General features: G+C 69.6%; 13 protein-coding genes and 1 pseudogene. 8 read left to right on the top strand and 6 right to left on the bottom strand.

Going from position 1 to position 13,286, the window contains the following annotated elements:
* From A6Q79_RS10860 to A6Q79_RS10875, 4 genes are all read right to left on the bottom strand, one after another.
* Nucleotides 1-501 (bottom strand): hypothetical protein (locus A6Q79_RS10860; protein ID WP_317698193.1); only part of this gene is annotated, 501 nt, incomplete at its 3' end.
* Nucleotides 502-791: 290 nt separating this feature from the next.
* The gene (locus A6Q79_RS10865; protein WP_317698194.1) at nt 792-1,235 is read right to left on the bottom strand and encodes a hypothetical protein; all 444 of its coding nucleotides are present in this window, start codon (nt 1,233-1,235) and stop codon (nt 792-794) included.
* Nucleotides 1,232-1,960: a hypothetical protein gene (locus A6Q79_RS10870; protein WP_317698196.1), complete on the bottom strand. Its 729-nt coding sequence runs from the start codon at nt 1,958-1,960 to the stop codon at nt 1,232-1,234. The genes A6Q79_RS10865 and A6Q79_RS10870 overlap by 4 nt, the downstream gene beginning before the upstream one ends.
* Before the next feature lie 178 nt (nt 1,961-2,138).
* Nucleotides 2,139-3,425 carry a hypothetical protein gene (locus tag A6Q79_RS10875; protein WP_317698198.1) on the bottom strand — a complete coding sequence of 429 codons (1,287 nt, stop codon included), beginning with the start codon at nt 3,423-3,425 and terminating at the stop codon, nt 2,139-2,141.
* A 233-nt stretch (nt 3,426-3,658) separates the two neighbouring features.
* On the opposite strand from A6Q79_RS10875, the pseudogene nusA reads away from it, so the two are divergent.
* The 8 genes and pseudogenes from nusA to A6Q79_RS10915 form a co-directional block, all read left to right on the top strand.
* A pseudogene (nusA, locus tag A6Q79_RS10880) lies at nt 3,659-4,453 on the top strand (transcription termination factor NusA); the annotation flags it as partial.
* The gene (locus A6Q79_RS10885; protein ID WP_286689177.1) at nt 4,450-4,737 is read left to right on the top strand and encodes a YlxR family protein; all 288 of its coding nucleotides are present in this window, start codon (nt 4,450-4,452) and stop codon (nt 4,735-4,737) included. The pseudogene nusA and the gene A6Q79_RS10885, both read left to right, overlap by 4 nt.
* 154 nt (nt 4,738-4,891) lie before the next feature.
* Nucleotides 4,892-7,345, top strand: coding sequence for a translation initiation factor IF-2 (infB, locus tag A6Q79_RS10890; RefSeq protein WP_317698200.1), 2,454 nt, complete (start codon nt 4,892-4,894; stop codon nt 7,343-7,345).
* 66 nt (nt 7,346-7,411) lie between these two features.
* The gene (gene rbfA, locus A6Q79_RS10895; protein WP_286689175.1) at nt 7,412-7,864 is read left to right on the top strand and encodes a 30S ribosome-binding factor RbfA; all 453 of its coding nucleotides are present in this window, start codon (nt 7,412-7,414) and stop codon (nt 7,862-7,864) included.
* Nucleotides 7,861-8,751 (top strand): tRNA pseudouridine(55) synthase TruB, encoded by an 891-nt coding sequence (gene truB / locus A6Q79_RS10900; RefSeq protein ID WP_286689174.1) that lies wholly within the window; start codon nt 7,861-7,863, stop codon nt 8,749-8,751. Before rbfA ends, truB begins: the two co-directional genes overlap by 4 nt.
* Nucleotides 8,752-8,791: 40 nt before the next feature.
* Nucleotides 8,792-10,024: a phosphatidylserine/phosphatidylglycerophosphate/cardiolipin synthase family protein gene (locus A6Q79_RS10905; RefSeq protein WP_286689173.1), complete on the top strand. Its 1,233-nt coding sequence runs from the start codon at nt 8,792-8,794 to the stop codon at nt 10,022-10,024.
* 97 nt (nt 10,025-10,121) lie between these two features.
* A complete protein-coding gene (locus A6Q79_RS10910; protein WP_289017835.1) occupies nt 10,122-10,514 on the top strand; it encodes a hypothetical protein in 393 nt (130 codons plus the stop codon).
* Nucleotides 10,514-11,368, top strand: coding sequence for a serine/threonine-protein kinase (locus A6Q79_RS10915; RefSeq protein WP_286689171.1), 855 nt, complete (start codon nt 10,514-10,516; stop codon nt 11,366-11,368). Before A6Q79_RS10910 ends, A6Q79_RS10915 begins: the two co-directional genes overlap by 1 nt.
* A 213-nt stretch (nt 11,369-11,581) precedes the next feature.
* On the opposite strand, the gene A6Q79_RS10920 is transcribed toward A6Q79_RS10915, so the two are convergent.
* On the bottom strand, nt 11,582-12,241 hold the full coding sequence (locus A6Q79_RS10920) for a response regulator transcription factor (RefSeq protein WP_253026172.1): 660 nt from the start codon (nt 12,239-12,241) through the stop codon (nt 11,582-11,584).
* Nucleotides 12,238-13,107: an ATP-binding protein gene (locus A6Q79_RS10925; RefSeq protein WP_317698226.1), complete on the bottom strand. Its 870-nt coding sequence runs from the start codon at nt 13,105-13,107 to the stop codon at nt 12,238-12,240. The genes A6Q79_RS10920 and A6Q79_RS10925 overlap by 4 nt, the downstream gene beginning before the upstream one ends.
* Between the last annotated feature and the right edge of the window lie 179 nt (nt 13,108-13,286).

Consider the following 13,286-nt stretch of genomic DNA (forward strand, 5'->3'; position numbering starts at 1 on the left):
CCCTTGCCCTGCTGATAATAAATGTGCATCAAATATCAGGACTGTTTTTCGGCCTGTTTTTTCAGATTTTAAATACAATGATTTTCGAAGCTCTCTGACAGATTGAATCAAAATCCGGTTCGCTTTCGGAATTTGAATTTTAAAAAAAGGGTTATTCGCTTTTTTAGCAATAGCCTCCGTCACCAAATCTAAATCTTGTTTATTGACTGTCGTTAGCTCATCCTCATTCGATGATTTCTTCGGCGTTGGCAATGGAAAAATAATGGTGAATTTTTCATGCTGTAATTGTTGAAACCGAGAACAAGATGGACACGACTCACATGGCGATTCAGACGGATTATCACAATTCAATAATTGAGCAAATTTGATGGCGAGGCCTTCTTTCCCAGTCCCTGCTGGACCGGAATGTCCGCGGACTCGAATATCAGCCGGTACCAGACGAAGCTGCCCATGAACCCCGCCATGAGCAAGAATACGAGGCGGATGATATTGACCCGCCATGCCGCGATGGGCGGGAATGTCGGCTGTTGTCCGTTTTGCATATTTGATTGGCCCCTCCTGTCTTCGAACAGAAATCTGCTGCGAAGAACGGCATTATCGACGGCGCTGCCCGACCAGGCAGACCGCTGACATGAAGCAGCGACCTCAGGAGGCGTCTCGCCGGTTTGGAAAACGGCGATGCTTTTCCGGTTCCGTCCACCCGGACTCTAATTATGTCGCGCGATCGGCCCCGAAGGATATCCGGCAAATGGTCACACTTACCTGCCCTTTTGCAGTCCCGCCGAGCCCGCCTACTTCGCTGCCCTGTAAAATTTTGCCTTGGCCGGTAAGCGGTTGGCAGAGCAGAAGGTCCATGCGTCGCCGAAGCCGACAAGCTCGAACGATTGCGGTCCGGTGATCCTGTAATCCTGCGTGGCGGACATCGGCCGTCCATCGATGTCGGGGCAGCTCTCGGTCTGCCGAAAGGCGTTTGCGCCCGTCATCTTCAGGCTCGTGAACTTGCAACTGCTACCGCGCTGAACGATCCGGTCCTCGGCCAGATAGATTGCGATGTCGGCGAAGGGCTTTTCGCAGGTCGACATGCGCGCATCGACATAATAGCCGACCGGAAGCGGCAGAATGCGCGACTGGCCCGGACCCGCCGGTCCCTCCGCATTGGCCGCAGCGCCGCGCGGACATTGTTTCTCCAGCGTCCGGATCGCCGCCGTCGATCCGGCAAGCGAAAGCGCCGTCAATTCGGTCCATTCATCGCCACCGTCGTAGCTTGCATAGGCACGACCGTCATCGCTATGCCGCCGCCCGGTTGGCAACGAAGACCCACCGCGCTGAATTCGGGATGCCCCGTTACCGCGGCGACGGTGCCCGCACCGCTTCCCGCGACCTGCCAGCGCGCGCTGTGAAAGGCTGGTGGCGGCCCGGCGTCTTCGCCGGTTGGCGGCGGCAGGTCCGCATCGGTACCGCGGCGCCGTTCCACCACCGCCCATTTGCGTCCGTCCCACCGCAGAACTTCCAGGCACATATCGGCCCCGACGCTTCCGCACACCGTCCCGTGAACCGAAAGGCCCAGCCCGGTGCGCCCCTTTCCGTCGAGCTTCACCGCCTGCCAGTCGCGGACGTTGTCGTTGAAGATTTCGCGATAGCCGTTGCGGTCGGACCCGAAGATGGCGATCATGCACCCGGCGGTACCGCAATAGGCCGAATAGCCCGCGTTGGAGCATCGCGCGCTGCTGTAATCCACGACCCAGTCGGGCTTGCCGTCGCCCGTCACCTCGGTCTCGACCGCGAAATGCGCGCGATCGGGAATGAATTTGCCGCCATCGGCCCGGCATTCCTGTTTCAGGCTGTCATAGAGCGCCTGCACCTCGCGCGGCCAGACCTTCGGCGGCGCCGCCGGTTGCGACTGGACCAGCGCGAACAGCGGCAGCAGCATCGATGATGCCGTCATCAACGGGCGGATCATGGGCGTCCCTCCGCCATCATAACGCACCGATGGTCTGACTGCGCTCGCATGATCGCTCCCTCTCTATCGACCCGGCCCGTCCGCCGGGTTTCGTCAGAGAGCTAGCGAGCGCGATGCCGCAAAGTCTTCACGCCGTTCTAAAGATTATCTCAAGCCAGAACCGCCTTGCGCTCAGGCCTTACCCGCGCAATTGCGCGCGCAGCCGTTGCAACCGCTGTTTGAGTTCGGCATCCTCCGAAGCCTTTGCTGCAGCCTGCGCCGTATCGAGCAGCGTACCGGCCTTGGCACGGTCGCCCAGCCCCAGCATCGTCTCGGCCCGTGCCGCGGCCAGTGTCGCGGCGAAATCGGGCCGCCCGGTCAATTCGGCAACCTTGGTCGCATCGACAAGCGAAAAGCTGCGGTTCGCTTCGGCGAACCGGTGGTTCGCAAGCTCGCACTCGCCCAGATAGAATTGAATCGTATGGGTCAGGCCGTAATCGGCGCCGAACGCCTGGCGGGCCTTTGCCGCCGCATCCGCCAGGATGGGCAAGGCATCGCGACGTCGGCTCGTCTGGCAGAGCGCCGACGCATAGTCATTCTGGCCGACAAGCGCCTGATGCGACAGCGATCCGGCCTGCGTGGCCGCCCCCTCCCAAACGCGCTTCGCTTCAACCGCGGCCTCGTCATAGCGTCCGAGGGCGGCAAGGCTTTCGAACCGCGTCGAATGCATCGCCAGCGTGAAGCGATGATCGCGACCGAAGCGCCGTTCGAGCGCGGCGAGCAGCGGACCGCTTTCGCGCAGTGCACGTTCATGTTCGCCGAGCATCGACAGCGCCGTCACCCAATGCTGCCGCGTCACAAGCGTATCCGGATTATCCGCCCCCCGTATCCGGGTCGAGTCGGCGACGATGGCTCGCGCCACAGGTTCCGCCTCTTTCACCTTGCCCTCGCGTAGCATCACCAGCGCGAGCGAAGACCGCGCCTTCAGCAACTGCGTCGGCGAAACGCGCGACCCCGGCGCCGAACCGATCGCCACCGCGCGGCGGATTGCACGTTCGGCCCGCTCGATGTCGGCGGTGTAGGCATAAGCCCCCTCCGACTGCGCCAGCGCGAAGCCGATACGCCCGCTTTTCGCCCGGTCGCCGAGCGCCTTTTGCTCTTTGGCGATGGCGGCGCCCGCCGCCTCCAACCGCCCCGGCTGGCCCGAGGTTGCGTCCATATGGATGCTGCCGAGCCGGCCCAGGACGGCATCCTCGCTGTCGGCTTCCCCGGCCCTGCCGAACAGCGTGGCGGCGTGCGCATATTCGGCGCGGGCGGTATCGAAATCGCTGCGCTGATAAAAGGCGCGCGCGACCGCGAGATGGAGCCGCGCGGCGGTGCCCGGCGAGCGGGCATAACGCGCGTCAATATTAGCGCTCGCGCGCTTCATCGCCTCGATGACCGTTTCGTCGGTGCTCGACTTCGCCGGATCGGGGCTGGACAGCACATCTTCGGCGATGAAGGCATAGCTGGTCTCGGCCTGATCGCGTGCCTCCAGTGCCGCACCGCGCTGATGCCAGGCATAGGCAGCGAGCGCGCTCGACGCGATAAAGCCGCCCGCGAGGCTCGCGATGGCGGCGCGGATCCACGGACGCCGCGCGGCCTGTTTTTCCTCGGCCCGTCGCGCTTCTTCGGCGGCCGCCGCCCGCCGCGCCGCCGGCCCCGCGGTTCTCGGAGGAGTTCGACGACACGCCGGAGGACTTCGGCCGCTTCGCCGCCACCGTCGCTCGCCAGCTGATCATGCAGCGCCTGCGCCAGGCGGAGGACGAGCAGAAGTTCGGCGAGTTCTCCGGCAAGGTCGGCGACATCGTCTCCGGCGTCATCCAGCAGGGCAGCCGTCCCGGCGACGTCATGATCGACCTGGGTCGCGTGGAGGCGCTGCTGCCCTCGGCCGAGCGGGTCGCCGAGGAGAAGTACGCGCACGGCGAGCGCATCAAGGCCTACGTGTACGAGGTCGAGAAGGGCATGCGTGGCCCGCGGGTCAAGGTCTCGCGCACCCACCCCAACCTCGTGCGCCTGCTCTTCGCCCTCGAGGTCCCGGAGATCGCCGACGGCTCGGTCGAGATCATGGCCGTCGCACGGGAGGCCGGCCACCGCACCAAGATCGCCGTGCGCGCCACGAAGCCCGGCGTCAACGCCAAGGGCGCCTGCATCGGGCCGATGGGCCAGCGCGTGCGCAACGTGATGCACGAGCTGCACGGCGAGAAGATCGACATCGTCGACCACAGCGACGACCCGCTGGAGTTCATCGGGCACGCGCTCTCGCCCTCACGGGTCAAGAAGGTCACGATGGTCGACGAGCAGACCCGGGCGGCCCGCGTGGTCGTGCCCGACTTCCAGCTCTCGCTCGCCATCGGCAAGGAGGGGCAGAACGCCCGCCTGGCCGCCAAGCTCACCGGCTGGCGCATCGACATCCGCTCCGACACCGAGGTGCCGCAGGACGGCGACGGCGCGCGGCCCGAGCGCAGGTCGTGACCACGGACGGGGTAGACTCGACCACGGTCACTCGCACGTGCATCGGCTGCCGGTCGCGCGACGACGTGACCGCTCTGGTCCGGCTCGTCGCGACGCCGGGGGAGGCGGGTACCACCGTGACCCCCGACCCGCGGCGGACGATGCCGGGGCGAGGGGCGCACCTGCACCCCGACCCTCGGTGCCTGGAGCTGGCACGACGTCGACGGGCGTTCGGCCGGGCCCTCCGCGTGGAGGGACCGCTCGACCTGACGCTGCTCGACGACATGGCCGGCCCGCGGGACTGACCAGGGCGCACCAACCCATCCACGGGGCCACCGGCCCCACGACCCGAAAACGGAGCAACCGCTCATGAGCTCTCGATGAGAACGTTCCGATGAGCCTGCACGTCAACTAGGGTCCTCACCTCCTTCGGGGTGCGGGCCCCCACGAAGGAGAACAGTGGCTGTCAGAGTCCACGAGCTCGCACGAGAGCTCGGAGTCCAGAGCAAGGACATCCTGTCCACGTTGAAGGACATGGGTGAGTACGTGAAGTCCGCGTCGTCCACCGTCGAGGCGCCGGTCGTCCGCCGCCTCAAGGAGGAGCACGGCGACGCGCTGCTCGCCAAGGGTGCGAAGAAGGGTGCCAAGAAGGCCGCCCCTGCGCCCGCCCCCAAGGCACCGGCCGCCGAGGCACCCGCCCCGGCTGCGCCGCAGGCCCCCGCCGCACCGCAGGCGCCCAGCGCACCGACCCCTGCGTCCGCGGCCCCGAAGCCCGGCCCCGCCGCGCCCAAGGCCACGCCGACCCCCGGTCCGCGTCCCGGCCCGCGTCGTCCGGCCGAGCCCGAGGCACCGGCCGCCGCGGCCTCCGCGCCGGCCGCCCAGCCCGGGCCCAAGCCGGCTCCGGGCCCCCGTCCGGGTCCGCGCCCCGGTGGCGCGCGCCCCGGCAACAACCCGTACTCCTCGCGCCAGGGGATGCAGCAGGAGCGCGCTCCGCGTCCGCCGGCCGCCCGTGAGGGTGGCGCAGGCGGCGCCGGCACCGCGGCTCCCGCGAAGCGGCAGGAGTTCGACCAGATGCAGGCGCCCGCCATCGGCGGCGTCCGCGTCCGCAAGGGCGACGGCCAGACCGTCCGTCTGGCGCGCGGTGCCTCGCTGACCGACTTCGCCGAGAAGATCGGCGTCGACGCGGCGTCGCTCGTGCAGGTGCTGTTCCACCTGGGCGAGATGGTCACCGCCACGCAGTCCGTCAACGACGAGACGCTGCAGCTGCTCGGCGAGGAGCTGAACTACGACGTCCAGGTCGTCTCGCCCGAGGACGAGGACCGTGAGCTGCTCGAGTCGTTCTCGCTGGAGTTCGGCGAGGACACCGGCGACGACTCCGACCTTGCGGCGCGTCCGCCGGTCGTGACCGTCATGGGTCACGTCGACCACGGAAAGACGAAGCTGCTCGACGCGCTGCGCAACAGCAACGTGGTCGCCAAGGAGGCCGGCGGCATCACGCAGACCATCGGCGCCTACCAGGTGACCACCGAGGTCGACGGCAACGAGCGGGCCATCACCTTCATCGACACCCCGGGTCACGAGGCGTTCACCGCCATGCGTGCCCGTGGTGCGCAGGCGACCGACATCGCGATCCTCGTGGTCGCGGCCGACGACGGCGTCATGCCGCAGACGGTCGAGGCGCTCAACCACGCGAAGGCGGCCGGCGTGCCGATCGTCGTCGCGGTCAACAAGGTCGACAAGCCCGACGCCGACCCGACCAAGGCACGCGGCCAGCTCACCGAGTACGGCCTCGTCCCCGAGGAGTACGGCGGCGACTCGATGTTCGTCGACGTCTCCGCCAAGGCGGGCACGGGTCTGGACGACCTCCTCGAGGCGGTCATTCTGACGGCCGACGCGTCGCTGGACCTGCGTGCCAACCCGGAGCAGAACGCCGAGGGCCTCGCCATCGAGGCGCACCTGGACCGCGGTCGCGGCCCGGTCGCCACGGTGCTGGTCCAGCGCGGCACGCTGCGGGTGGGCGACACGCTCGTGGCGGGCTCGGCCTTCGGCCGCGTGCGCGCCATGCTCGACGAGTTCGGCGAGAACATCGTCGAGGCGCCGCCGTCGCGTCCTGCCCTGGTGCTCGGCCTGACGGCCGTGCCCGGCGCCGGCGACAACTTCATGGTCGTCGACGACGACCGGATCGCGCGCCAGATCGCCGAGAAGCGCGAGGCTCGCGAGCGCAACGCCGCGCTGGCCAAGCGCACGGGTCGCCGGACCCTCGAGGACTTCATGTCCTCGATGGAGAAGGGCGAGACCGACGAGCTGCTGCTCATCCTCAAGGGTGACGGCTCCGGCTCGGTCGAGGCGCTCGAGGACTCGCTGGCCCAGATCGACGTGGGCGAGGAGGTCAACCTGCGGGTCATCGACCGTGGCGTGGGTGCGATCACCGAGACCGACGTCAACCTGGCGGCGGCCTCCAACGCGGTCATCATCGGCTTCAACGTCCGCCCGCAGGGCAAGGCGACGGAGCTGGCCGACCGCGAAGGTGTCGAGATCAAGTACTACTCGGTCATCTACCAGGCGATCGACGAGATCGAGGCGGCGCTCAAGGGCATGCTCAAGCCGGAGTTCGAGGAGCACCAGCTCGGCACGGCGGAGATCCGCGACATCTTCCGCTCGTCGAAGATCGGCAACATCGCCGGCTGCATGGTCACGAGCGGCACGCTCCGGCGCAACGCCAAGGCGCGTCTGCTCCGCGACGGCTCGGTCGTGGCCGACAACCTCGAGCTCGCGAGCCTGCGCCGCGAGAAGGACGACGTGTCCGAGGTCCGCGAGGGCTTCGAGTGCGGTCTCGTCCTCAAGGGGTACGGCGACATCAAGATCGACGACGTCGTCGAGATGTTCGAGCTGCGCGAGAAGCCGCGTAGCTGAGTCAGCAGTCCGCCGCGGACCCGGGAGCGATCCTGGGTCCGCGGCGGCGACCCAGCAGGAGGAACCATGGCCGGACAGCGCACCCAGCAGCTCGCCGACCGCATCAAGGTGATCATCGCCCAGATGCTCGAGCGTCGGGTCAAGGACCCGCGCCTGGGCTTCGTGACGATCACCGACGTGCGGCTCACGGGCGACCACCAGAACGCGTCGGTCTTCTACACCGTCATGGGCGACGAGCGCGCCGCCGCCGACACGGCGGCCGCGTTGCGCAGCGCCACCGGCCTGCTGCGCACCGAGGTCGGCAAGCAGCTCGGCACCCGGCACACCCCGTCGCTGGAGTTCTTCCTCGACGCGGTCCCGGAGTCGGCCCGCCAGATCGAGGACCTGCTCGCCAAGGCGCGCGAGAGCGACGAGCGCGTCGCCGCGGCCGCCGAGGGCAAGACCTACGCGGGCGACCCCGACCCGTACAAGCAGCCGCGCGCGGCCGAGGACGACGACGAGGACGACGAGCGGGCATGAGCGAGACCCGCGTCGGGCTCGTCGTGGTCGACAAGCCCGCCGGGTGGACGTCGCACGACGTCGTCGCCCGCACCCGTCGCCTGGCCGGCACCCGCAAGGTCGGCCACGCCGGCACCCTCGACCCGATGGCGACGGGGGTGCTGCTGCTCGGTGTCGGGCGGGCCACCCGTCTGCTCGGCCACCTGCAGCTGGCCGACAAGGAGTACCTCGCGACGATGCGGCTCGGCTGGACCACGGTCACGGACGACGCCGAGGGCGACCTGGTGGAGCGGGCCGACGCCTCCGGCGTCACGGACGACGCCATCCGTGCCGCGGTGCTCCCCCTCACCGGCGACATCGAGCAGGTGCCGACGGCCGTGTCGGCGATCAAGGTCGACGGGAGGCGCTCGTACGCGCGCGTCCGCGCGGGGGAGGCCGTGCAGCTCCCCGCCCGGCCCGTCACCGTGTCGACGTTCGAGGTCACCGACGTCCGGCACCTCCAGGTCGACGGTCTGGCGGTGGTCGACGTCGACGCCCGCGTGGTGTGCAGCAGCGGGACCTACGTGCGCGCCCTGGCCCGCGACCTCGGGGCGGCCCTGGGCGTCGGCGGCCACCTGACGATGCTGCGCCGCACCCGCGTCGGGGGCTTCGACCTCGACGTCGCCAGCACGCTCGAGGAGCTCGAGCGGTCGTGGCAGCACGTCGCGCTCGACGACGCCGCCCGCGCGGCGTTCCCGTCGCTCGACCTCGACGAGGCGGCCGCCGGCGAGGTGCGCTTCGGGCGCGCGCTCGCCGACGTCGACCTCGGCGCACCCGGCCCCGTGGCCCTGTTCGCGCCCGACGGCCGCTTCCTGGCGCTCTACGAGCAGCGCGGCGGCTCCGCCCGCGCCGTCGCCGTCTTCGTCTGACGTCGACGGGACCCGCGTCGCCGTGCCCTAGGGTGACGACGTGGCCCGACTCTCGACCGAGCGCCTGATCTGGCGTCCCCTGCAGACCTGGTTCCTCTCCGTCGTCGGCATCGTGGCGGGTCTGATGGTCACGACCAAGGTCCGCAAGATCCTCCGCGGCGCGAGCGAGACGAGCTTCCCGACCGTGCCGCCGCGGACCGTGCCCGTCGGCAGCGAGAACAGCGCCACGACGTACACCTACGGGGAGGACCTGTACGACGACATGCTCGCGGCGATCCGCGGCGCCACCACCCGCATCCTCTTCGAGACCTTCATCCTCAAGGGCGACGACATGGGCGAGGCGTTCAAGCGCGAGCTCGTCGCCGCCGCCGACCGCGGGGTCGACGTGCGGGTGATCTACGACGGGTTCGCCAACCTCGTCGTCCCGCGCTCGTTCCTGACGTTCCCGCCGAGCGTCCACGTGCTGCGCTACCCGGTGCTGAAGACGGGCCTGCAGCCCTTCAACCCGCGACGCTGGGGCCGCGACCACCGCAAGATCCTCGTCGTCGACGACACGGTCGGCTTCGTGGGCGGGTACAACGTGGGCTCCCTGTACGCCACGCAGTGGCGCGACACGCACCTGCGGGTCGAGGGGTCGGCCGTCTGGGACCTCGACAACGCCTTCATCGACTTCTGGAACGACCTGCACCCGGTGCCCATCGAGCCGCTGGGGGAGGCCAGCTGGGAGCCGAGCGTGCGGGCCCACCGCAACGTGCCCCGCCAGCTCGTGTTCCCGATTCGTGGCATGTACCTCGAGGCCATCGACCGCGCCCGGCACCACATCCACATCACGGCCGCCTACTTCATCCCCGACCACGACATCCTGCAGGCCCTGAAGGACGCCCGGTCGCGCGGCGTGGAGGTGACGATCATCGTCCCCGAGGTCAGCAACCACGTCGTCGCCGACTGGCTGTCCCGCGGCTTCTACGGCGAGCTGCTGCGCCACGGCGTGCGGATCCAGCTCTACCAGGACGCGATGGTGCACGCGAAGACCGCGACGATCGACGGCCAGTGGTCGACCGTCGGCACCGCCAACATCGACCGGCTCAGCCTGACCGGCAACTACGAGATCAACCTCGAGGTCGTCGACCCCGCCCTCGCCGAGCACCTCGAGACGGTGTTCGAGACCGACCTGGCGAACTGTCGCGAGCTGACCCTCGAGCACTGGCAGTCCCGACCGATCGTCGCCCGCGCCTGCGAGCTGCTGCTGACGCCGCTGCGCCCCCTGCTGTAGGCGCTCGACGCCGATGAGAGGCCTCTCATCGACGTCTCACGGAGGGCTCACCACGCACCAGGAGCCTGGGGTCATCGCATCGACCCCAGGAGGACCCATGAAGACCACCGCCCGTACCGCCATCGCCGCCGTCGCCGGCACCCTCGCGCTCGGCACCGCCGGCTTCGCGCTCTCCAGCGCCCACGCCGACGGCGACCGCGACCCCCTGCTCAAGCGCGACGACTCGACCTCGTCGTGGGTCGTCACCGCGGACGACGACGATGACGACGACCGTGACGACGACCTGAGCACCACCGTCACCCGGCAGACGGCGAACACCGCGCAGACCCGCGGCACCGCCCCGACCGCGAACACCGCCAAGACGGTCCAGTCGGCGCCCACGAAGAACACCGCCCCGACGAAGAACACTGCGCCGACGAAGAACACTGCGCCGACGAAGAACACTGCGCCGACCAAGAACACCGCGCCGACGACCGGCACCGACCGCTGATGCCCGACGACGTGTGGGGCCTGGCCGGGGGCGACGAGATCGCCCCCGGCCTCACGGCCGTGAAGGATCTCGGCGGCGGCACCGTCTACGAGGCGTGGCTGGCCTTCGACGACCGGCTGCACGCCCCGGTCGTCGTGAAGGCGCTCCGGCCGGGGCACGTCGCCGACCCCGTCTCCCGCGCGGGACTCGAGCGGGAGGTCGCGCTGCTCGCACGTCTGGCGCACCCCGGCCTCACGCGCGTCTTCTCCTACGACGACGAGGCGGCCCGTCCCTACTTCGTCCTCGAGCACGTCGAGGGCCCGAACCTGTCGCGGCTGATCTCGCGGCACGGCGCGGTGCCGGAGCACCAGCTGCTGCCCCTCGCGCTCGAGCTCGCGTCGGTGCTGCACTACCTGCACGGCCAGGGCGTCGTGCACCTCGACGTGAAGCCCAGCAATGTCATCATGGGTGCGCCCGCCCAGCTCGTCGACCTCTCCGTCGCGCTCGACGTCGACGACGCCGCGGCCCTCGACCACCCGGTCGGCAGCGACGAGTACATGGCCCCCGAGCAGTGCGCGCCGGGGGAGCGCGGCACCGTCGGACCCGCCGCCGACGTGTGGGGTCTCGGCGCCACCCTCTTCCGGGCCGCCGCGGGCTTCCGTGCCTTCGACCGCGAGCCCCGCTGGGCGCAGCTGCACGACGAGCCGAAGCCGCTGCCCGGCTTCGTCCACCGCGGTGCCGCCGACCTCATCGCACGCTGCCTCGACCGCGACCCGGCGCAGCGCCCCACGCCGCGCCAGATCGCCCTCGAGCTGGAGCCGATGATCGCCGGCCTGCCGTCCGCGCGGCTGTCGGGGTTCACGCTCAAGCGCTGAGCCCCCCTCTTCCGGCCTGCGGCTGCGCTGCCCCGGCTGCTCGAGTCGGTGGGTCCCTGACCCCCAGGAGGTACCTCCCGGGCCGGACGTAGCGCGGGTCACCTACCTCCCACGAGGCGCATCCCGCGCCCTACCCACCGCTGGGCGGGGCAGGCAGCGCAGCAGCGGGGTCCGGCAGACCACAGACGCCGCAGCCGCAGGACACGGAGGCCCTCAGTCGACCCGGTACCCCAGCCCCCGGACGGTGGTGACGAGTCCGGCGCCGAGCTTCCTGCGGAGGTAGCCGACGTACACGTCGACGACGTTCGAGCCGGGGTCGAAGTCGTAGCCCCACACGTGGGAGAGCAGCTGCTCGCGCGAGAGCACCTGCCCGCGGTGCGACATCAGCACCTCGGCGAGCGACAGCTCGCGTGCCGACAGCTCGACCTCGCGCTCGCCGACGTACGCGCGACGTCGGCGCAGGTCGAGGCGGACGTCGCCGGCGACCAGCTCGTCGTCGGGGGCAGGGGTGGCGGGGGCGCGCAGCCGCAGGCGGACGCGGGCCAGCAGCTCGGCGAAGCGGAAGGGCTTGCTCATGTAGTCGGCCGCACCTCCCTCGAGCGCCTGGACCGTGTCGGTCACCGAGTCTCGGGCCGTCAGCACGATCACGGGCAGCTCGGGTCGTTCCGCCTGCACGCGCTCGAGGATCGTGAAGCCGTCGAGCCCGGGCAGACCGATGTCGAGCACCATGAGGTCGAACGGACCCGTCAGCGCGTAGTCGAGACCGCTCACGCCGTCGGTGACGACCGTCGGCGTGAACCCCTCGGCCTTCAGCCCCTTCGCGACGAACGAGGCGATCCGCTCCTCGTCCTCGACCACGAGAATCCGGTTCACCACAGTCCTCCTGTCGCGATGACGAGCCGGAACGTCGCACCTGACGTCGCCCCGGGCGGGTCGAGCACCACCCGACCCTCGTGCGCCTCCATGATGGCGGCGACGATCGACAGGCCCAGACCGAAGCCGGCCTGCTCACCGTCGCCCTGGGTGAAGCGCTCGAAGATCGTCCCACGCAGCGCCGACGGCACCCCGGCGCCCGTGTCGCGCACCCACAGCTCGACGTGCCCGTCGTGCACCCGCGACCCGATGCCGACCTCGGCTCCCGGCCGGGTGTGCCGGACGGCGTTGTCGGCGAGCTGGAGCAGCGCCTGCGTCAGCCTTTGGGGGTCGACGTCGACGTGGGTGCGGGCCACAGCGTCGAGCACCCAGCTGCGGTCGGCGAGTCCCCGTGCGCGCTCGAGGGCCCCGAGCGTGAGCGCCTCCACGTCGGTGCGCTCGAGGCGGACGAAGTCCGGACGCTCCGCCTTCGCGAGCAGCAGGAGGTCGTGGACGAGGCGGGTCATCCGGTCGATCTCGTCGAGCAGCAGCGTGCGCGTGGTGCGGACGTCGTCGGGGTCGGTCGGGTCGAGCACCTCCAGGTGCCCCTGCAGCACGGTGAGCGGGGTGCGCAGCTCGTGGGCGGCGTCGTCGAGCAGGCGACGCTGGCTCGCGAACGCCTCCTCGAGCCCGGTGACCATCGGGTGGTCGAACGGCGGGTAGCCGAGCATGCCCCTGCCCACGGCGGCGTTGACCGCCGCCGAGATCGCGGGTGCCGGGGCGTAGTCCATCTCCGCGACCCAGGCGGGGATGACGCCCTCGGGGGCGCGGCCCCACTTCAGCGGCAGCGCCGCCCGGGCTTCGGCGTCGGTGTAGTCGCGGATCACCCCGCCGACGGTAGCGGTCGGGATGAGTCTGCCGATCACGACGTTCTGCAGGTCCCGGGGCCGGATCTCCTGCAGAACGTCGTGGTCGATCGCGTCAGAGGGCGGCAGCCACCCGGGTGCCCTGCTCGATCGCGCGCTTGGCGTCCAGCTCGGCCGCGACATCAGCGCCGCCGATGAGG

Source organism: Aeromicrobium sp. REDSEA-S32_B7 (assembly GCF_001626145.1).
Taxonomy (GTDB): Bacteria; Actinomycetota; Actinomycetes; order Propionibacteriales; family Nocardioidaceae; genus Aeromicrobium; species Aeromicrobium erythreum.